The organism is Paraburkholderia sp. PAMB 6770 (genome assembly GCF_057748135.1).
In genome coordinates this window covers 598,553-618,103 of the sequence record NZ_CM173238.1, presented here as the reverse complement: position 1 = coordinate 618,103, position 19,551 = coordinate 598,553, and the positions used below count along the sequence as shown (strand labels likewise).

Sequence of the window (19,551 nt, the reverse complement as noted above, 5' to 3'; positions counted from 1 at the left end):
GCCTGCATGACCCCATTTCAGGCCCGATTCCTGCTACATCCTTTCGCGCGCGCTGCCCGTGCTGACGGGACAACGGCGCCCCCTGTCCGACGGTTGTTGCGCATGCACCACAATTGGCCAGGGGTAAAAAACGGGGGGGAATTTTTTTTTCGTGGGAAGGGAACGATATGGCAAAATGCCAACGCACAAAGAGTCAGACACTGCTCGAAGTCTACACAGCGCGCTTTTTTGTTCCGCACCAATGTTATACTTCGAGCAATGTATGACTGGTCTTCGTCAACAGGCTCGCAGTAAACCTGCGGTAATCTCAATTTCGAGAGGAGAAATATGAATAAACTTTCAAAGCTCGCGTTCATTGCAGCTACCGCGGTTATGGCTGCATCCGCATCGGCTCAGTCGGTGCCGGCGTCGCGACAAGCTACCAACGACAACTGGGTGAACGGCACGGGCGAATACGTGTGGATGAACGGCACGAACGAGCTCTGCTGGCGCGATGCGTTCTGGACGCCGGCTACCGCCAACGCGAAGTGCGACGGCGCGCTGGTTGCCCAGGCTCCGACGCCGCCGGCTCCGCCGCCCCCGCCGGCTCCGGTTGTCCAGAGCCAGAAGATCACGTATCAGGCTGACGCGCTGTTCGACTTCGACAAGGCCGTGCTGAAGCCGGCTGGCAAGCAACAGCTGGACGACCTTGCCTCGAAGATCGAAGCCCTGAACCTCGAAGTCGTCGTGGCCACCGGCTACACCGACCGCATCGGTTCGGACAAGTACAACGACCGTCTGTCGCTGCGCCGCGCCCAGTCCGTGAAGGCCTACCTGGTCAGCAAGGGCATCCCGGCCAACCGTATTTACACGGAAGGCAAGGGCAAGCGCAACCCGGTGACGACCGGCTGCAACCAGCGCAACCGCAAGGCGCTGATCGCCTGCCTCGCACCGGACCGCCGCGTGGAAGTCGAAGTCGTCGGTACCGCGAAGCAGTAAGTTCGGCGTTACCGCAGTATCAAAGCCCCGCTCCGGCGGGGCTTTTTTTTGCTGCGCACACAGGAGACGGCCATTTTGCCGTGTCCTGCGGCGGCCTTTATACTCCGGTCTTATCCCCGGACAGCCGCCTTCCCGCCGTCTCCCAATGAGGTACGCCCCCGCCATGACCAACGCCGATCCCCACGAATTGCAGAAGTTCAGCGATCTCGCCCATCGCTGGTGGGACCCAAACGCCGAATTCAAGCCGCTCCACGAGCTGAACCCGGTGCGCCTCGGCTGGATCGACACGCACGCCCATCTGGCGGGCAAACGGGTGCTCGACATCGGCTGCGGCGGCGGAATCCTGTCCGAATCGATGGCTGGCCTCGGCGCCCAGGTCAAAGGTATCGACCTGTCGAATCAGGCGCTCGGCGTCGCGGATCTTCACAGCCTTGAAAGCGGTGTAAGCGTTGATTACGAGGAAATCGCCGCGGAAGCGCTCGCCGCGCGCGAGCCGGCAACGTATGACGTGGTGACCTGCATGGAAATGCTTGAGCACGTCCCCGAGCCGGCGGCCATCGTGGCCGCGTGCAAGACCCTCGTGAAGCCGGGTGGCTGGGTCTTTTTCTCGACGCTGAACCGCAATGTGAAGTCCTACCTGCTCGCTGTCATCGGCGCCGAATACATTGCCAGAATGCTGCCGAGGGGCACCCACGACTACGCGCGCTTTATCCGGCCGTCGGAACTCGCCGGCTTCGTCCGCGCGGCGGGGCTGCACACGGCCGACATCAAGGGCATTGCCTACCATCCGCTCAGCAAGCATTTTGCGCTGTCGAACGACACCAGCGTCAACTACCTGCTGGCCTGCCGCCGCGAGGCCTGACGGACTCCTGACAGTATTTCTATCCCGATGAGCGATCCCACTCCCCTGCCCCAGCGCGACGAAGACGACGCGTCCATCCGTCTGTGCGAAGCCGTCCTGTTCGATTTCGACGGAACGCTCGCCGATACCGCGCCCGATCTGGCCGCCGCCGTCAACAAGATGCGCCACGACCGCGGTCTCGACATGGTGCCGCTCGAGGCGCTGCGGCCGCTCGCGTCCGCGGGTGCGCGCGGGCTGATCGGCGGCGCGTTCGGCATCGGCCCCGAGCATCACGAGTTCGCGTCGATGCGCGAGGAGTTTCTCGCCAACTATGAAGCGGATCTGTGCATCGAGACAACGCTCTTTCCCGGCATCGACGCGTTGCTGGACGAACTGGATGGGCGCGGCGTGCGCTGGGGGATCGTGACGAACAAGGTTGCCCGCCTGACCGGCCCGCTCGTCGCGCAACTCGGTCTCGACCTGCGCGCCGGCTGCGTGGTGAGCGGCGACACGACACCGCATGCGAAGCCGCATCCCGCGCCGCTGCTGCACGCGGCGCGCGCGCTGGAATGCGCGCCGGAGCGCGTCATCTATGTCGGCGACGACCTGCGCGACGTCCAGGCGGGCTTCGCCGCCGGGATGGTGACCGTCGCGGCCGCGTACGGCTATTGCGGCAACGACATCCCGCCACGCCAGTGGCACGCGCGGCACGTCGTGGAATCGACTGACGAACTGCGCCGACTGCTGCGCGACATCAGTCCGGCCTGAGAAGCACGGCGTGCACACGCCGGGGCATGGCATCCGGAGCGAGTCGCGACAGAATCGCCAAACTCTTGTAAAATCTGCATTCGCCCAGACATTTTGGGCATCCACCGCGGGGGCGACCTGGTTTCGACAGGGGTAGCGAAGCGGCTAGGGCATACCGAGGACCCGTCACCTCGTTAATCAATGGGAAAAACGTAACTGCAAACGACGATACGTTCGCACTGGCAGCCTAAGGGCCGCCGTCCTCTGCCTGGTTCACTGACGGGCTAGTGTCGCAAGACCGGTAGCAATACCGCCAGAGGTCATATACGTCAGTTAAGCCCCGGTGGCGCCACGACGCCGGGGTCGAAAATTCAGTGGATCGCCGTCGCGCAGCGTGTTCGTCCGCGTCGTGGCGGTTAAATCAAAAGACAGAACTAAGTATGTAGAACTAGTCGTGGAGTACTTCTGGACGCGGGTTCGATTCCCGCCGCCTCCACCAGAATTTTCAAAATGGCACGGCACCGGTTCACACCGTTTTGCTGCTGCTCCGCGCCTCGCGCAAAAAAACCCGCATCGCCCAACGGACGATGCGGGTTTTTATTTGCCGGGCGAGGCTGCATGCGTCGCCCGACGCAAGGCCGGGCTCACTGCACGCGTACCTGCTAGTGCTAGTTATTGCTCTGCGGGCACTGCAGATTGCAGCCGTCCGGGTCGCCATTGTCACCGCGCTTGCGCATCGCCGATTTTTTGTCCGACTGATACTTGCCGGTCGGCGCCGATGCGGCAAACTCCAGTTGCGGGTGCGCCTCCAGGTGAAACTGGTCCGTCAGGATTCCGTCCGGAATACCCGGCGAGTCCTGTGCAAAGGCGACCGAAACCATGGCGGCAAGAGCGCCGGCGGCGGCCGCCGCGACGCAGGCTTTAGCGAAAACATTCATGTCGTTCAGGCGCGGCGGGCCGCGCAACGGTACGGGCTGAAAGGCTCAAGGGTATCGCATCCCGCCGCCCAACGCAGCGAAGCGCGTTGGGCGCGCTGTTACCGCGGCTTACCGGCGCCCGGATCGAGCCCGTCCTCGACGTCCACGAGCGTCCCGCAGTCTTGCGGATCGTAGCCGTCGAGCCGCGCGACGCCATGCCTGAAGGGCTCGCCGCGCAGCATATTCACCACCATCGCGAGCGGCTGACGTTCGAGGCTCGCGCGATCGCACGCGAAATAATAGTCTTCGTCGACGATCGGCACGAAATCGAGCCCAAAATGATGCGCGGCCGGCTCGACGCCGAAGCCCACGTCGGCCATCCCGCTCGCGACGAATGCCGCAATGGCCGAGTGAGTCAGCTCCGTCGATGCATAGCCGTTGACGCGATCCGGATCCACGCCGACGCGCCGCAACGCGAGATCGAGCAGCATGCGGGTGCCGGAGCCGGGCTGGCGGTTCACGAAGCGGATATCGTCGCGCGCCAGGTCGCCCAGTGCCGCGATTCCCTTCGGGTTGCCGCGGGCAAGAAACAGCCCCTGCTTGCGCCGCGTGAGGTGCACGAGCACGTGCCGCCGCGGATCGAGCCAGCGCCGGTAAGTGTTCGCACACGCCGCCCGGAATTCGCCGCGCGGCAAGTGAAAGCCCGCGAGGTCGCATTCGCCGCGCGCGAGCGCCGTCACCGCGTCCGCGCTATCGCGGTACTTGATGTCGACCGGGATCTCATCGCCGACCAGCGCGGTCACCAGCGCCGCGACCGCGTAACCGTGAGACGCGTGAATGCGCACGTGGTCCGCCGGCGGCGCAAGCCAGTGGTTCAGCTCACTCGCCACCTCGCTCGCGAGCGCGCGCATGTTGCCGTCGAGCCGCTCGCCGCAAAGCCGCTGCGCGCGCAGCAAGGCCTGCCCGAGTTCGGACAGCACCGAGCCGCGCCCGCGCTCCTTCGCGATCAGTGGCGCGCCGAGCCGCTCCTCGAGGTCGCGCAGCAGACCCCACGCGTGACGGTAGGACAAACCCTTAAGCGCGGCAGCCTGAGCGATGCTGCCCGATTCGTCGACGAGCGCCAGAAGCGGCGCCACGTCGGTCAGGCAGGCTTCGCGCCCGTCCGCGTCGCGCAGGACAAGCTGCGCGTGGCATTCGACCCGGATCATATATGAATCGTTCTTTCCTATTGCACAAGGTGTAGCGCGCGCCTATCGTTCAGGTCAGACATAGTCCGAACGACTGAAGCATACGTGCACGTATTATGAAAAACAAGTGCATATTTGACTTCGGAGGAGCCCCCACTTTGAACGATTCAACCGCACTCGCACCAGACGCGCTGGTGCAACGTCATGCGCAGCCCGGCCGCTCGCTGCTGGCCATCCTGCACGCCCTCCAGGACGACGTAGGCTACATACCTGCGGAGACGGTGGAGCCGCTGTCGCGGGCGCTGAACCTGTCGCGCGCGGAGGTGCACGGCGTGCTGACGTTTTACCACCACTTTCGCACCACGCCGCCGGCGGCGGTGACGGTGCAGCTGTGCCGCGCCGAGGCCTGCCGCAGCATGGGCACCGAGGCACTCGCGCAGCACATCGAGGCGCGCACCGGCTGCCGCTTCGACGCGCCGCACGCGGCGGGCGCCGCGACGGCGCTCGAATCGGCGTACTGCCTGGGGCAGTGCGCGCTGTCGCCGGCGATGACGCTCAACGGCACGCTGCACGCGAAGGTGAATCCGCAGGGATTCGACGCGCTGTGGGCGGCCGCCCGCGACGCCCAGGAGGCTGACGCATGACCCGCATCTACGTTCCCCGTGATTCGTCCGCGCTCGCGCTGGGCGCCGATGCGCTCGCCGCGGCGATCGAGGCCGAGGCGCAGCGCCGCGGCGTGGCCATCGAGCTGGTGCGCAACGGCTCGCGCGGCCTGCTGTGGCTCGAACCGCTCGTCGAGGTGGCCACGCCGCAGGGGCGCATCGGCTACGCGAACGTCGGGTGCGCGGAGGTCGGCGCGCTGTTCGATGCGGGCTTCACGCAAGGCGGCGCGCACCCGCGCTGCGTCGGCCCGGTCGACGCGATTCCGTACCTGCAGAAGCAGCAGCGGCTGACGTTCGCGCGCATCGGCGTGACCGATCCGCTGTCGGTGGAGGACTATGTGGCGCACGGCGGGCTGGCGGGGCTGAAGGCGGCGCTGGCGATGGACGGCGAGGCGGCCTGCGAGGCGCTGATCGAATCGGGGCTGCGCGGGCGGGGCGGCGCGGCGTTTCCGGCGGGCATCAAGTGGCGCACGGTGCGCGGCGCGCGCGCGGCGCAGAAGTACATCGTGTGCAACGCGGACGAGGGCGACTCGGGCACCTTCTCGGACCGGCTCCTCATGGAGAGCGACCCGTATGCGCTGATCGAGGGGATGATCATCGCGGGGGTGGTGACCGGCGCGAGCCGCGGCTACATCTACGTGCGCAGCGAGTACCCGCATGCGATCGCGGCGCTGGAGGCGGCGCTGGTGCGGGCGCGCGAGGCGGGCTGGCTGGGCGCGGGCGTGCTGGGCACGGCGCATGCGTTCGGGCTGGAGGTGGCCCGAGGCGCGGGCTCGTATGTGTGCGGCGAGGAGACGGCGCTGCTCGAATCGCTGGAGGGCAAGCGCGGGGTGGTGCGCGCCAAGCCGCCGGTGCCGGCGCTCGCGGGGCTGTACGGACAGCCGACGGTGATCAACAACGTGATCACGCTGGCGACGGTGCCGGTGATCTTCGCGCGCGGCGCGGCGTTCTACCGCGACTTCGGGATGGGCCGCTCGCGCGGCACGCTGCCGTTCCAGCTGGCGGGCAACGTGCGCCAGGGCGGGCTGGTGGAGCTCGCGTTCGGGGTGACGCTGCGCGAGCTGGTGTACGACTACGGCGCGGGCAGCGCGAGCGGGCGGCCGGTGCGCGCGGTGCAGGTGGGCGGGCCGCTGGGCACGTACCTGCCGCAGAGCCAGTGGGACATTCCGCTGGACTACGAGGCGTACGCGGCGGTGGGCGCGGTGGTGGGCCACGGCGGGCTGGTGGTGCACGACGACACGTCGAACCTGGCGGAGCTTGCGCAGTACGCGATGCACTTCTGCGCGCTGGAGTCGTGCGGCAAGTGCACGCCGTGCCGGATCGGCTCGACGCGGGGGGTGGAGGTAATCCAGCGCATCCGCGACGGCGACCGCTCGCCGCGCCAGGTGCAGCTGCTGCGCGAGCTGTGCGACACGATGGTGTCGGGCTCGCTGTGCGCGATGGGCGGCATGACGCCCTACCCGGTGATGTCCGCCCTCGATCATTTTCCCGAAGACTTCGGTCTTGACGCCATGCCGCGCGAAGCGGCGGCCTGACGATGGAGCCCCTCATGTCCGATGTACAGAATAGCCGCGCCGGCGGTTGCGGTTCCGGCAACTGCGCGTGCCAGTCGCAGGCGCGCGCGATGCACACGCCCCATGACCAGACCGATTACGGCACGCCGCAGCGGCACGCGGACGTGGACGTGACGCTGGAGATCGACGGCTGCGCGGTGACGGTGCCGGCGGGCACCTCGGTGATGCGCGCGGCGATCGGGGCGGGCATCAACGTGCCGAAGCTGTGCGCGACCGATTCGCTGGAGCCGTTCGGCTCGTGCCGGCTGTGCCTGGTGGAGATCGAGGGGCGGCGCGGCTACCCGGCCTCGTGCACGACGCCGGTGGAGGCGGGCATGAAGGTGCGCACGCAGAGCGGGCGGCTGCAGACGCTGCGGCGCAACGTGATGGAGCTGTACATCTCGGATCACCCGCTGGACTGCCTGACGTGCCCGGCCAACGGCGACTGCGAGCTGCAGGACATGGCGGGCGTGACGGGGCTGCGCGAGGTGCGCTACGGGTACGCGGGACAGAACCACCTGCAGGAGCAGAAGGACGAGTCGAACCCGTACTTCACGTACGACCCGTCCAAGTGCATCGTGTGCAACCGCTGCGTGCGCGCGTGCGAGGAGACCCAGGGCACGTTCGCGCTGACGATCGCCGGGCGCGGGTTCGACTCGCGCGTGGCGGCGAGCGAGAGCCAGCCGTTCATGGACTCGGAGTGCGTGTCGTGCGGGGCGTGCGTGGCGGCGTGTCCGACCGCGACGCTGCAGGAGAAGAGCGTGGTGATGCTCGGTCAGGCGGAGCACGCGGTGGTGACGACGTGCGCGTACTGCGGGGTGGGCTGCTCGCTGCGCGCGGAGATGAAGGGCAACGAGGTGGTGCGCATGGTGCCGCAGCGCGACGGCGAGGCGAACGCGGGACACGCGTGCGTGAAGGGGCGCTTCGCGTGGGGGTATGCGACGCACCGCGACCGGATCACGAAGCCGATGATCCGCGCGAAGATCACGGACCCGTGGCGCGAGGTGAGCTGGGACGAGGCGATCCGCTACGCGGCCTCGGAGTTCCGGCGCATCCAGGAGAAGTACGGTCGCGACTCGATCGGGGGCATCACGTCCTCGCGGTGCACGAACGAGGAGACGTACCTGGTGCAGAAGCTGGTGCGCGCGGCGTTCGGCAACAACAACGTGGACACGTGCGCGCGGGTGTGCCACTCGCCCACGGGGTACGGTCTGAAGACGACGCTGGGCGAGTCGGCGGGCACGCAGACCTTCGCGTCGGTGGGCAAGGCGGACGTGATCATGGTGATCGGGGCGAACCCGACGGACGGCCATCCGGTGTTCGGCTCGCGGCTGAAGCGGCGCCTGCGCGAGGGGGCGAAGCTGATCGTGGTGGATCCGCGGCGCATCGACATCGTGGACGGGCCGCACGTGCGGGCCGCGCATCACCTGCAGCTGCGCCCGGGCACGAACGTGGCGCTGGTCAATGCGCTGGCGCACGTGATCGTGACCGAGGGGCTGCTGGACGAGGCGTTCATCGCGGCGCGCTGCGAGGCGCGGGCGTTCGGGCAGTGGCGCGCGTTCGTCGCGCAGCCGGAGAACGCGCCGGAGGCCACCGGGGAAGTGACGGGGGTGGCGGCCGACGCGGTGCGCGCGGCCGCGCGGCTGTACGCGACGGGGGGCAACGCGGCGATCTACTACGGGCTGGGGGTGACCGAGCACGCGCAGGGCTCGACGACGGTGATGGGCATCGCGAACCTGGCGATGGCCACGGGCAACATCGGGCGCGAGGGGGTGGGGGTCAATCCGCTGCGCGGGCAGAACAACGTGCAGGGCTCGTGCGACATGGGGTCGTTTCCGCACGAGCTGCCGGGCTACCGGCACGTGGGGGATGCGGCGACGCGCGCGCTGTTCGAGCAGGCGTGGCAGGTGGCGCTGCAGGCGGAGCCGGGGCTGCGGATTCCGAACATGTTCGATGCGGCGCTGGACGGCAGCTTCCGGGGGCTGTACTGCCAGGGGGAGGACATCGTGCAGTCGGACCCGAACACGCATCACGTGAGCGCGGCGCTCTCGGCGATGGAGTGCATCGTGGTGCAGGACATCTTCCTGAACGAGACGGCGAAGTACGCGCACGTGCTGCTGCCGGGCGCGACGTTCCTGGAGAAGGACGGCACGTTCACGAACGCGGAGCGGCGCATCTCGCGGGTGCGGCGGGTGATGCCGCCGCTGGCGGGGTACGCGGACTGGGAGGTGACGATCCTGCTGGCGCGGGCGCTGGGCTACGAGATGGCGTACACGCATCCGTCGCAGATCATGGACGAGATCGCGCGGCTCACGCCGAGCTTCGAGGGGGTGTCGTACGCGAAGCTCGATGCGCTGGGCAGCATCCAGTGGCCGTGCAATGCGCAGGCGCCCGGGGGCACGCCGACGATGCACGTGGACGAGTTCGTGCGGGGGCTGGGGCACTTCGTGATCACGAAGTTCGTGGCGTCGCCGGAGAAGGTGACGCGGCGCTACCCGCTGATCCTGACGACGGGGCGGATCCTGTCGCAGTACAACGTGGGGGCGCAGACGCGGCGCACGGAGAATTCGCGCTGGCATGACGAGGACCGGCTGGAGATCCATCCGCACGATGCGCAGGAGCGGGGCATCCGCACGGGGGACTGGGTGGGGATCGAGTCGCGGGCGGGGCAGACGGTGCTGCGCGCGAAGGTGACGCAGCGCATGCAGCCCGGGGTGGTGTACACGACGTTCCACTTCCCGGAGTCGGGGGCGAACGTGATCACGACAGAGAGCTCGGACTGGGCGACGAACTGCCCGGAGTACAAGGTGACGGCGGTGCAGGTGATGCCGGTGGAGCAGCCGTCGCAGTGGCAGCGCGAGTACACGCGCTTTAACGCGCAGCAGCTGGAGCTGCTGGAGCGGCGCGAGGCGGCGCCGGAAACGGCGGGCAAGTGAGGGGGCCGCGATGGACGTTCACAACCTGATCGACATGGCCAACCGGATCGGCGAGTTCTTCGAGTCGATGCCCGATCACGACGAAGCGCTCGACGGCATCGCCATGCACATCCGCCGCTTCTGGGAGCCCCGCATGCGGCGCGCCATTCTTGCCGCGCTCGACCAGCCCGAGCCGGCGGACATGCCCATGCTGCCCGTCGTGCGCGAAGCGCTGATACGGTATCGGGACCGCCTGACACCCGCGCCCGAGGAAAACCCGGTCGTCTGACACGGCGCCCGGCGTCCTGCCCTGTCTTGCCCGGCGCTTGCGGCATGCCGCGCGGGACGGGACGGGCCCGCTCGCGCACACCCTAGCCCGTCGGTCCAGCCGGCGCACCTGGTGCCGCGTGCGCGGCAAACCACATCTCGCAGTGACGCTGTAGCGCGTGCAGATCGGTCGCGGGTCGGCCCCGCACGCCGATATAGCCATCCGGCCGCACCAGATAAAACGCCGGCCGCGTGCGGCCATACGCTTCCGCCAGCGGCGGCCCGCCGTCGCCGCGCATGTCCGTCACGCGCCAGATCCGCACCACGCCCGGCAGCAGACGCTCGACGGCCGCACTGAGGCCGTCGAGGGCGGCATCGCGCGCGGACTCCCCGTCCATCACCGGATCGAGCGGCGCCGCGCCGTTCGGTGCGATCAGCAGGAACAGCGAGAAAAAAGCCGGATCATGCAGATCGAAAATGCAGCCGATACCCGGCGCCCGGCCGAGCGGCCCGTCGAGCACGTGCACGAGTGCATCCGGCGCGCGCTCGCCGGCCCTCGGTCCGCCGTCGAGCACCCGTTCGAGCGTGAGCGGACTGCGTCGATACTGGATCGCCAGCTCGCTCACCGTCTGCCGCGCCGCGTCGCGCAGCGGACCGAACGTCGCGAGCGCCGGCATCACGCGTTCGCGCAGCAGCTTCAGCGGCCCCCGCTCGGCTTCCGCGAGCTGCGTGGCAAAGCTCGTCTGACGCAGCACGTCGCGCTCGATCGGATGCCGCTCGGCGTGATAGGTGTCGAGCAGGCGCTCCGGCGCCCGGCCCAGCATCACCGCCGCCAGCTTCCAGCCGAGATTGAACGCTTCCTGAATCCCCGTGTTCATCCCCTGCGCGCCCGCCGGGCTGTGCACGTGCGCAGCGTCGCCGGCCAGAAACACGCGGCCGGCGCGCAGTTGTTCGACCATCCGGCTATTCAGGTGAAAGTGCGCGGACCAGCTCAGATCCCACAGTTTCACCGGATGATGAATGCGGCGCGCCACCAGCGCCCGGCAGGCGTCGAGCGAAGGCGGCGGCGCGGCGCCGGCCGCGTCCGGCGCGCGCCGGACGCCACCCTCCGCCGCCTCGGCAGCCTCCCCCGCCTCCGGCGCCGCGAGCGGCGGATGATCGGCGATCAGCCGATAGCGCTGCCCGCCCATCGGAAACAGCGCGGCCAGCCCGTCGGCGCTCGCGAATAGCTGAAATTCGTCATCCGACCAGCCCGTATCGGCCTGCAGGTCGGCGAGCAAAAACGTCTGCGCGAAGGTCTTGCCGGCAAAGCTGACGCCGAGTTGATGCCGCACCGTGCTATGCGCGCCGTCCGCCGCGATCAGGTAGGCGGCGCGCAGCGTCTCGGTGCGCCCGTCCGCGTGATCGAGCATGACACTGAGCGCCGCGCCCTCTTCGGCGAACGCGCGCAACGCGACGCCACGCTCGATCTCGACGTCCAGTGCGGCAAGGTGCCCGCCCAGCAGCCGCTCGGTAACCGGCTGATCGAGAAACAGCACGTACGGGTAGCGGGTTTGCAGCGGATCGAAGTCGAGGCGCGCGAGGCGCTGTCCGTTCGAATAGAGATTTGCCGCGTGCGCACGATGGCCGAGTTCGAGGAAGGGCTCGATCAGGCGATGCTGTTCGAGCAGTTCGAGCGTGCGAGCCTGGATGCCGATCGCCCGCGAGTGCGGATCCGGCTGCAGCGCCTTGTCGATCAGGCGCACGGGAACGCGCGCACGCGCGAGGCTCATCGCCGCAGCAAGCCCGGTCGGACCCGCCCCGACGATCAGCACCGGCAGCGCGCCGGCTGGGGCGGCGGCCATGCAGGAACTCCGAAGCGCAATATGCCGCCTAGTGTACGCCGCCGGGTCGCCGGCTGCGGGTGCGCTGCGTCAATCCCGCGTCAACGCGGGTGATCGAGCGTGCAGCGGTGATCGGTCGTGCCGAGATCGACCTGCAGCGTCGCATGCTGCATCGAGAACGATTCGCGCAGCGTGAGGACGATGGCGTCGACCGCCTCGTCGCCCGGATGACCGGCCGGCATCACCAGATGCGCGCTCAGCGCGTTGCCCGTCGTGGATAGCGCCCACACGTGCAGGTCGTGCACGTCGGTGACGCCGGGCTGCGCGGCGAGGAACAGGCGGATACCCTGCAGATCGACCCCGGAGGGCACCGCGTTCAGCGCGAGCCGCACCGAATCGCGCAGCAGTCCCCAGGTGCCGTACACGATCACGGCGACGACCGCGAGGCTCATCAGCGGATCGAGCCAGGTCCAGTGCGTCAGCACGATCGCGAGGCCGCTCACCGCGACCGCGGCGGAGATCAGCGCGTCGCTGGCCATGTGCAGGAACGCGCCGCGCACGTTCAGGTCCTCGCTGCGCCCGCGCATGAACAGCCAAGCGGAAAAACCATTGACGAGCATGCCGATGACTGCGACGACGAACACGATCCACCCGGCCACCGGCGCCGGATCGAGCAGCCGGCCGACCGCCTCGGCCGCGATCACGCCACACGCGAACAGCAGCAGTCCCGCATTGGCGAGTGCGGCCAGAATCGACGAACTGCCGAGGCCATAGGTGTAGCGTGCGGACGGGCGACGCGTCGTCAGCCAGGCGGCCCCCCACGCGAGCAGCAGGCCGAGCACGTCGGAGAGGTTGTGACCGGCGTCGGCGAGCAGCGCGGTCGAGTGCGCGATCACGCCGTAGACCGCCTGAACCAGAACGATCGCGACGTTCAGGGCAACCGCGATCGCAAACGCGCGCCCGTGCCCGGCGACGGGCGCATGGGCGTGCGCGTGGGCGTGGCCGCCGTGCCGGTGCGCGCCCTGTCCTGTGCCGTGACCGGTATGTGCCGCATGGGCGTGCGCGTGCGCATTTGCCTGCTGATGCCCATGCCCGTGCTCGTGCTCGTGCTCGTGATCGTGATCGTGATCGTGATCGTGCTCGTGATCGTGCTCGTGATCGTGATCGTGATCGTGATCGTGATCGTGATCGTGATCGTGATCGTGAATATGGTCACTCCTGCGGCCGTCACGCGCATCGTCCGATCGCGGCCGCGCACGATCTTCAGGTGGCCCGGCCTGCGGGCGCGAATCCGGCGTGTTCGTCATGGCTGATCCTCGCGACGGCGGGAGCGGTGGTGGAAGCAACGGCGGGAGCAGCCGCGCGGCGCGCGCCGCTGCCCGCACGGCCCATGATAAGGGTAAGCAACGGGCCGCCCGACGGCACGCCGCGTTGCCTGCCCGCATGGTTCCAGTCCGGCCCGCGCCGTGTCAATCCCCGGGACGTGCCGGCGACTGTGGGACAATGCGGTCTCTGTACCGCCGAAATCCATCGAAATCCCGCTTTCCGTCCATGCCATCCGCTTTTGAGCGCGCATATGCGGCGCATCGCGACGGCCGCCTCGACGACGCCGAACGCGACTATCGCGCCGCACTCGACGCCGATCCTGTCCATGTCGACGCGCTGCATCTGCTCGGCGTGCTGCGCCATCAGCGCGGCGAGCACGCGGAGGCCGTCGATCTCGTGAGCCGCGCCGCCGACCTGCGGCCGCGCGACGCCGCGCTGCAGCTGAACCTCGGCAACGCGCTGAAAGCGCTCGGGCACCTCGATGGCGCAATCGAGCGCTTTCGCAACGCGCTGACGCTCGCACCGGATTTCGTGCTCGCGCATTACAACCTCGGCAACGCGTACGCGGCGGCAGGCCGTCACGAAGACGCCGTCGACGCGTTTCGCAAATCGCTGCGCCTGCAGCCGGACCATCCGTCGACGCATAACAACCTCGGCAACGCGCTGCACGCGCTCGGCGATTACGACGATGCGATCGCCTCGTTCCAGCGCACGCTCGAACTGCAGCCGGGCCATCCGGGCGCGCACAACAACCTCGGCATGGCGCTGAACGCGCTCGAGCGCGCGGACGAGGCCCTCGGTCACTTTCGCGCGGCCCTCGCCGCGCAGCCGCGCTTCGTCGCCGCACAATTCAATCTGGCAAACACGCTCGCCGCCACCGGCCAGCACGAAGCCGCAATCGCGGCCTTCGAGACCGTGCTGAGCATGCAGCCCGGCCTCATCGTCGCGCTGTTCGGCCTTGGCAACGCGCTCGCCGCGGCCGGCCGGCATGCGCGCGCGCTGCCGCTGTTCGAACGCGTGGTGGGCCTCGATCCGCGTGACGCCCTCGCGTGGCTGAGTCTCGGCAGCGCGCACTATGCGCTCGGCAGGCACGAAGCGGCGATCCGCGCGTTCGGCGAAGCGCTGCGGCTGAGTCCCGACCTCGCGGCCGCGCACCTGAACCGCGCGGTCGTATGGCTCGCACTGGGCGATTTCGCACGAGGCCTGCCCGCCTACGAATGGCGCCTGCACGCCGCCGCGCAAAGCGCGCCGCACTATCTGCGGCGCTGGAAGGGCGAGGCGTTCGCCGGCCGTACGCTGCTCGTGTCCGCCGAACAGGGCTTCGGCGATACGCTGCAATTCGTCCGTTTCGTGCCGCTCGCCGCGCAGCGCGGCGGGCGCGTCGTCCTCGAGGTGCAGCCCGCGCTGCTGCCGCTCATCGCGCCGGCTGCCGCCGCATGGCGCGTCGCGCTGGTCGCGCAAGGCGCGGCGCGCCCGCACGCGGACCTGCACTGCCCGCTGCTGAGCCTGCCGCTCGCGCTCGGCATCACGCCCGACACGATTCCGGCGCACACGCCGTACCTGAGCGTGCCGCAAGCGTATCGGCGCAAATGGCGCGGGTCGATCGGCGGACAGGCGAGGCGCAAGATCGGGCTCGCCTGGTCGGGACGCATCCAGCAGCAGGAAAACCGCTCGATGCCGCTCGCGGCGCTCGACCCGCTGTTCGCACTTGCCGGCATCGACTGGATCGTCCTGCAGCCGAATCTGCCCGACGACGAACGCGCCGCACTCGACCGTCATCCGCACGCCGCGCGCATCCACCGCTTCGATGCACGGCTCGCGGATTTCGCGGACACGGCTGCGATCATCGAGCGGCTGGACGCGGTCGTGTCGATCGACACGTCGGTCGCGCACCTCGCCGGGGCGCTGCGCAAACCGCTGTGGCTGATGCTGCCGTTCGCAGCCGACTGGCGCTGGTTTGTCGGCGACACGCGCAGCCGCTGGTATCCGGGGGCGAAGCTGGTCCGCCAGCCGGAGCCGGGCGCATGGGGCGAGGTGATCGCCGAGGTCGCGCACGCGCTGCGCGACGCCTGAAGGCCCCTGACGACATCTGACGGATGTAACCGGACAATGCGTGCGACGGGATGGCCGCCGGGGTTGCGTTGCATGGGTTGCGTTGCTCACGATCACGTGGCCCGCGTCGCGTAGACCACGATCACGTTTCCCGCGTCACGTTGTCCGCGTCACGTTGTCCGCGCCACGTCGCCCATGTCGCGTTGCCCACGATCACGTCGCCCGGGCAACGTTCCCGGACGGCCGCCCGTCCGGTTGCACCAACCGCACAGGCCCGCGCATCCGGCCTCGCGCGCGGGCAACGCGCCACCCGATCGCAGTACACTGCGACGATCCCGTTGACGATGCCGCTCACCGTGCCGCCGATGCCCTCCGACCTTACGCTCTCGCTACGCCCCGCCGCCCCCGCCGATGCCGCGCTGATCGCATCGATCCACGCCGCCAGCTGGCAGGCGACCTACCGCGGGCTGCTGCCCGACCGCTTCCTCGATCACGACGTCACCCAGGAACGCGCCGCCTACTGGCAGGCGCGCCTGAACGCACCGGGCGCGGAGCAGCGCAGCATCACGATCGCCGAACGGGGCCGCGAAGCCATCGGTTTTTCCTGCGTCGAGCGCCAGCCCGATTCGGTCTGGGGGGTGCTGCTCGACAATCTGCACGCGCTGCCCGGCCATCAGGGGCTCGGCGCCGGCACGATGCTGATCGGCGCCGCGCGCGACTGGGCCCGCGCCCAGGGCGAGCGCCAGTTGTACCTGTACGTGCTTGAAGGCAATACGCCCGCGATCCGTTTCTACGAGCGTCAAGGCTGGAAATTCGCCGGCGCGGAGCCGGACCGGATGGGCGGCGCCGACATCACGGCGCTGCGCTACGTGTACCGGATCGGCGCCGCACACGACGGCGCGCTGACCGGATAGACGAAGCGCCCGCACACGCAAGCCACGCGCGGCCAGGCGCTGCGGACGCGGCCACACGCCGCCGCGACGGCGTGCGGCGTGCGGCGTGCGGCGTCGCCCGCGGCCCGTGCGCTAGAAGCGCGTTTCGCGCGCGACCCGCAGGAAGGTATCGAGCAGCGGCGTGCAGTCGAGCATTTCCGGGCCGCCCGCGCGATGAAACTCCGGGTGCCATTGCACGCCCACGACGAACGGCGCGCGCCGGTAGCGCACCGCCTCGATGAGGCCGTCCTCCGACGACACCGCCTCGATGCTCAGATCGCGTCCGAGCGACTTGACCGCCTGATGGTGGATCGAGTTGACGATCGCCTCGCGCCGTCCCGGGAACATGCTCGCGAGCGTCGAGCTGTCCGGAAAATGGATCGCATGGCGGTGCTGGTCGTAGTGCTCGTTCACGTGCACGCCGGCAGTCGGCACGTCGGTGGCGATGTCCTGATACAGCGTGCCGCCGAACGCCACGTTGATCAGCTGGCAGCCGCGGCACACGCCGAGCACCGGCTTGCCCGACTCGATGAATTCGTGCAGCAGTTCCAGCTCGTACATGTCGCGCACGCGGTCGCCGGGCCACTCGGAGCGGATCTGCTCCGCGTACGACTGCGGCGACACATCCGCGCCGCCTTGCAGCAGCAGGCCGTCCAGATGCTTGGCATAGTCGCGCAGGCGAATGTTGCTCGGATGCAGCATGCCCTGATGGCCCACGGTCGGGATCATGAAGACCAGCACGTCGCGCGACATCACCCAGTGCGCAATCGACTCTTCGAGGTACTGCAGCGTCTTGCCGCGCAGCCCTTTCGCACCGGGTTCCGGGTGAAAGATCCGCGCCGACACGCCGATGCGCAGCGTGCGCTGCGTGATCCGCTGACCGGCGCGATCAAAGATCTGCCGCGCGCGCGCCGCGACGATCCGGCCGAACACCGACCACGCCGAATCGGTCTGCCGCAGATAGCGCGGCGGCGTGGGCGGCAGCGCGTTCGGCGGAGGCGGATGGGTCGCCGAGAAATCGGGCGCCGCGCCGAAGCCGGCCGGCGGCGCACCGGCGGCGCGCGGCGCGCTGCCGGCGGCGGTGTCGTGCAGGCCGGATGCGGCACCCGACGCGGCATCGGCCGCGGCGGCTTCCGCCGAAGCGGCTTCCGACGAAGGCACCGCCGACGAAGCCGCCGGCTCACCCCGCGAACCGGCCTGCGCGCCGGTCATCGTGTCGTCCGGCGCGCGGGCCGGTTCGCAGGACGGCGACAACGGAGGCACCGCACTCGACTGCACAGGGTTGCCGGCCGGATGGTCGGCGGCGGACGGCGTGCCGGGGATCCCGGCGCTTTCAGGCTTGTTTTCGCTCATGACGATGGGTTGCGCGCCTTCGATGCAAACGGATGGATACCGGCCGATTATCCGCTACCGGGCAACGCGCGGCAAACCGGCCCATGCGATGCGCGAACGCCGCTTGCGACAACACGCACACCGTTGATATCAGGGATCCGGCTGCTCGTCGAAAGTTTCGCGCAGCGCGATCTGCAGCGTCGCATGGATCTTCACGCACCAGCGCCACAGGATCGCCACGAGCAGCGCCGCACACACCAGCACGGCCGCGAGCAGGCCGGCCGGCGGCAGGATCGCGCCGGAAAGCGCCGCCACCAGCAGGAATACGCCGACCATCGAGACGAGCGGCACAAGCCCGGCAATCGTCTCGCGGATCGCCCGCGTGAAGCGCCCTGCCCGCGCGGGCTGCACACCGCGTTCCGCCAGCAGCATCGCAAGCGAGCGGGTCTTGCGATAGACCGCGACGAGCAGCGGCATCGACACCAGCAGCGCCGCCCCCCACAGCACCGCGCGCTGCGCCGCCTCGCCCGGCAGCAGCGGCGCGAGCCAGCCGCCGATGCGCGGCGCGCCATAGCTCGCGCCGACGAAGATCGCGGCGACCAGCGCCAGGTTCACCGCGATCTGCAGCAGGATGCGCCGCGTAATCGCGAACAGCGCCGCCGCGTCGCCGGCCGGGCGCAGACTGCCGAGCCACTGGGCGTACAGGCCGAACACGCTCGCGACGGCCGGCGGCATCGCCGCGCCGAGCCGGCGCGCCAGCGGATCGGCCGCGCGGATCAGGTACGGCGTGAACAGTGTCGTGAGCGCCGACACGGCCACCGCCACCGGATAGAGGAACGGGCTCGTCACGTGCAGCGTGACGCCGAGCGTCGCGATGATGAACGAGAACTCGCCGATCTGCGACACCGTCATGCCGACGCGCATCGCCGTATGTCCGTCCTTGCCCGCGAGAAAGGCGCCGAGCCCGCACGACACGACCTTGCCGGCCACGACCGCCACGGTAATCACCGCGATCGGCCATGCGTGCGCGACCAGCACGCCGGGGTCCAGCATCAGGCCGATCGTCACGAAGAAGATCGCGGAAAACACGTCGCGCAACGGCGCGACCAGGTGCTCGATGCGATGCAGGTGGCGCGACTCGGCCATGATCGCACCGATCATGAACGCGCCGAGCGCGATGCTGTAGCCGAGCTTGACCGTCACGAGGCAAAAGCCGAAGCACAGCCCGAGCACGACGACGAGCAGCATCTCGTCGCGCCCGGTGCGCGCGACGTGGTCGAGCACGCGCGGCACGACGAGCACCCCGACGACGAGCGACACCGTCATGAAGAGCGCGAGCGTCGCGAGCGTCGCAAGCGCAATGCCTGCACTCAGCGTGCCGGTCTGCGCGATGCCCGACAGCAGCACCAGCATCGCAATGCCGAGCACATCCTCGACGATCAGGATGCCGAACACCAGTTGCGCGAAACGCTCGCGCTTCAGCCCGAGCTCGGAGAGCGCCTTGACGATGATCGTCGTGGACGAGATCGCGAGCATCGCACCGAGAAAGAGCGCATCCATCGCGCTCCAGCCGAACGCGCGGCCAATCTCGTAGCCGAGCCACAGCATCAGCACGATCTCCGACAGCGCGGCGACCACCGCGGTCGCGCCGACCTGGGCCAGCTTGCGCAGGCTGAACTCGAGCCCGAGCGAGAACATCAGGAAAACGACGCCGAGTTCGCCGAGCGTGCGGATCGTCTGCTCGTCGTGAATCAGCTGGAACGGCGGCGTGTACGGTCCGATGATCACGCCCGCAGCGATGTAGCCGAGCACGACCGGCTGTCTCAGACGATGAAACAGCACGGTGACGACGCCCGCGACCGCCATGATCACCGCGAGATCCTGGATGAAGCCGATTTCGTGATGCATGCCCCATTTCCTTACAAAATTAAAACAAGATAGGCGAATGATAACGTCCGCGGGTTCCCGCGCCGCCGGCAAAGCCTTGTTCTACAATGCGGGCGAAGGCGTGCCGGGTAC

The 19,551-nt window shown here is 68.8% G+C and carries 15 protein-coding genes and 1 other RNA gene; 10 read left to right on the top strand and 6 right to left on the bottom strand.

The window, feature by feature from the left end; genetic code table 11:
- Positions 1-327: 327 nt before the first annotated feature.
- The 4 genes from ompA to ssrA all read left to right on the top strand — a co-directional run bounded on the left by ompA (position 328) and on the right by ssrA (position 3,065).
- On the top strand, positions 328-978 hold the full coding sequence (ompA, locus tag AC3AP7_RS02950) for an outer membrane protein OmpA (protein ID WP_475765737.1): 651 nt from the start codon (positions 328-330) through the stop codon (positions 976-978).
- A gap of 163 nt (positions 979-1,141) precedes the next feature.
- Positions 1,142-1,840, top strand: a complete 699-nt coding sequence (gene ubiG, locus AC3AP7_RS02945) for a bifunctional 2-polyprenyl-6-hydroxyphenol methylase/3-demethylubiquinol 3-O-methyltransferase UbiG (RefSeq protein ID WP_475765738.1) — start codon at positions 1,142-1,144, stop codon at positions 1,838-1,840.
- 27 nt (positions 1,841-1,867) lie between these two features.
- On the top strand, positions 1,868-2,587 hold the full coding sequence (locus AC3AP7_RS02940; RefSeq protein ID WP_475765741.1) for an HAD family hydrolase: 720 nt from the start codon (positions 1,868-1,870) through the stop codon (positions 2,585-2,587).
- 108 nt (positions 2,588-2,695) lie between these two features.
- Positions 2,696-3,065: a transfer-messenger RNA gene (ssrA, locus tag AC3AP7_RS02935) on the top strand.
- Between the two features lie 169 nt (positions 3,066-3,234).
- Here the strand turns inward: ssrA and AC3AP7_RS02930 are convergent.
- Together AC3AP7_RS02930 and AC3AP7_RS02925 are read right to left on the bottom strand one after the other, a co-directional pair.
- The gene (locus AC3AP7_RS02930) at positions 3,235-3,504 is read right to left on the bottom strand and encodes a hypothetical protein (protein ID WP_475765744.1); all 270 of its coding nucleotides are present in this window, start codon (positions 3,502-3,504) and stop codon (positions 3,235-3,237) included.
- Positions 3,505-3,602: 98 nt separating this feature from the next.
- A complete protein-coding gene (locus AC3AP7_RS02925) occupies positions 3,603-4,691 on the bottom strand; it encodes a substrate-binding domain-containing protein (protein WP_475765746.1) in 1,089 nt (362 codons plus the stop codon).
- Positions 4,692-4,828: 137 nt separating this feature from the next.
- On the opposite strand from AC3AP7_RS02925, the gene AC3AP7_RS02920 reads away from it, so the two are divergent.
- The 4 genes from AC3AP7_RS02920 to AC3AP7_RS02905 are packed head-to-tail and all read left to right on the top strand — an operon-like array spanning position 4,829 to position 10,089.
- A complete protein-coding gene (locus AC3AP7_RS02920; protein WP_475765748.1) occupies positions 4,829-5,314 on the top strand; it encodes an NAD(P)H-dependent oxidoreductase subunit E in 486 nt (161 codons plus the stop codon).
- Complete coding sequence (locus AC3AP7_RS02915; RefSeq protein WP_475765750.1) at positions 5,311-6,867, top strand: formate dehydrogenase beta subunit; 1,557 nt, start codon at positions 5,311-5,313, stop codon at positions 6,865-6,867. Before AC3AP7_RS02920 ends, AC3AP7_RS02915 begins: the two co-directional genes overlap by 4 nt.
- Positions 6,868-6,881: 14 nt before the next feature.
- On the top strand, positions 6,882-9,821 hold the full coding sequence (fdhF, locus tag AC3AP7_RS02910; RefSeq protein ID WP_475765753.1) for a formate dehydrogenase subunit alpha: 2,940 nt from the start codon (positions 6,882-6,884) through the stop codon (positions 9,819-9,821).
- A 10-nt stretch (positions 9,822-9,831) separates the two neighbouring features.
- Positions 9,832-10,089 carry a formate dehydrogenase subunit delta gene (locus AC3AP7_RS02905; protein ID WP_475765756.1) on the top strand — a complete coding sequence of 86 codons (258 nt, stop codon included), beginning with the start codon at positions 9,832-9,834 and terminating at the stop codon, positions 10,087-10,089.
- An 82-nt stretch (positions 10,090-10,171) separates the two neighbouring features.
- Here the strand turns inward: AC3AP7_RS02905 and AC3AP7_RS02900 are convergent, their stop codons facing one another.
- On the bottom strand, positions 10,172-11,911 hold the full coding sequence (locus AC3AP7_RS02900; RefSeq protein ID WP_475765758.1) for an FAD-dependent monooxygenase: 1,740 nt from the start codon (positions 11,909-11,911) through the stop codon (positions 10,172-10,174).
- 80 nt (positions 11,912-11,991) lie between these two features.
- Positions 11,992-13,098, bottom strand: coding sequence for a cation diffusion facilitator family transporter (locus AC3AP7_RS02895; protein ID WP_475767824.1), 1,107 nt, complete (start codon positions 13,096-13,098; stop codon positions 11,992-11,994).
- Positions 13,099-13,441: 343 nt separating this feature from the next.
- Here AC3AP7_RS02895 and AC3AP7_RS02890 point away from each other — a divergent pair, with 343 nt between their 5' ends.
- Entirely contained in the window at positions 13,442-15,289 is a 1,848-nt protein-coding gene (locus AC3AP7_RS02890; protein WP_475765760.1) for a tetratricopeptide repeat protein, read from the top strand.
- 344 nt (positions 15,290-15,633) lie between these two features.
- Positions 15,634-16,182: a GNAT family N-acetyltransferase gene (locus AC3AP7_RS02885; RefSeq protein ID WP_475765762.1), complete on the top strand. Its 549-nt coding sequence runs from the start codon at positions 15,634-15,636 to the stop codon at positions 16,180-16,182.
- Between the two features lie 111 nt (positions 16,183-16,293).
- On the opposite strand, the gene AC3AP7_RS02880 is transcribed toward AC3AP7_RS02885, so the two are convergent.
- Together AC3AP7_RS02880 and AC3AP7_RS02875 are read right to left on the bottom strand one after the other, a co-directional pair.
- A complete protein-coding gene (locus AC3AP7_RS02880; RefSeq protein WP_475765764.1) occupies positions 16,294-17,553 on the bottom strand; it encodes a gamma-glutamyl-gamma-aminobutyrate hydrolase family protein in 1,260 nt (419 codons plus the stop codon).
- Between the two features lie 129 nt (positions 17,554-17,682).
- Entirely contained in the window at positions 17,683-19,440 is a 1,758-nt protein-coding gene (locus AC3AP7_RS02875; RefSeq protein ID WP_475765766.1) for a cation:proton antiporter, read from the bottom strand.
- Positions 19,441-19,551: the final 111 nt, after the last annotated feature.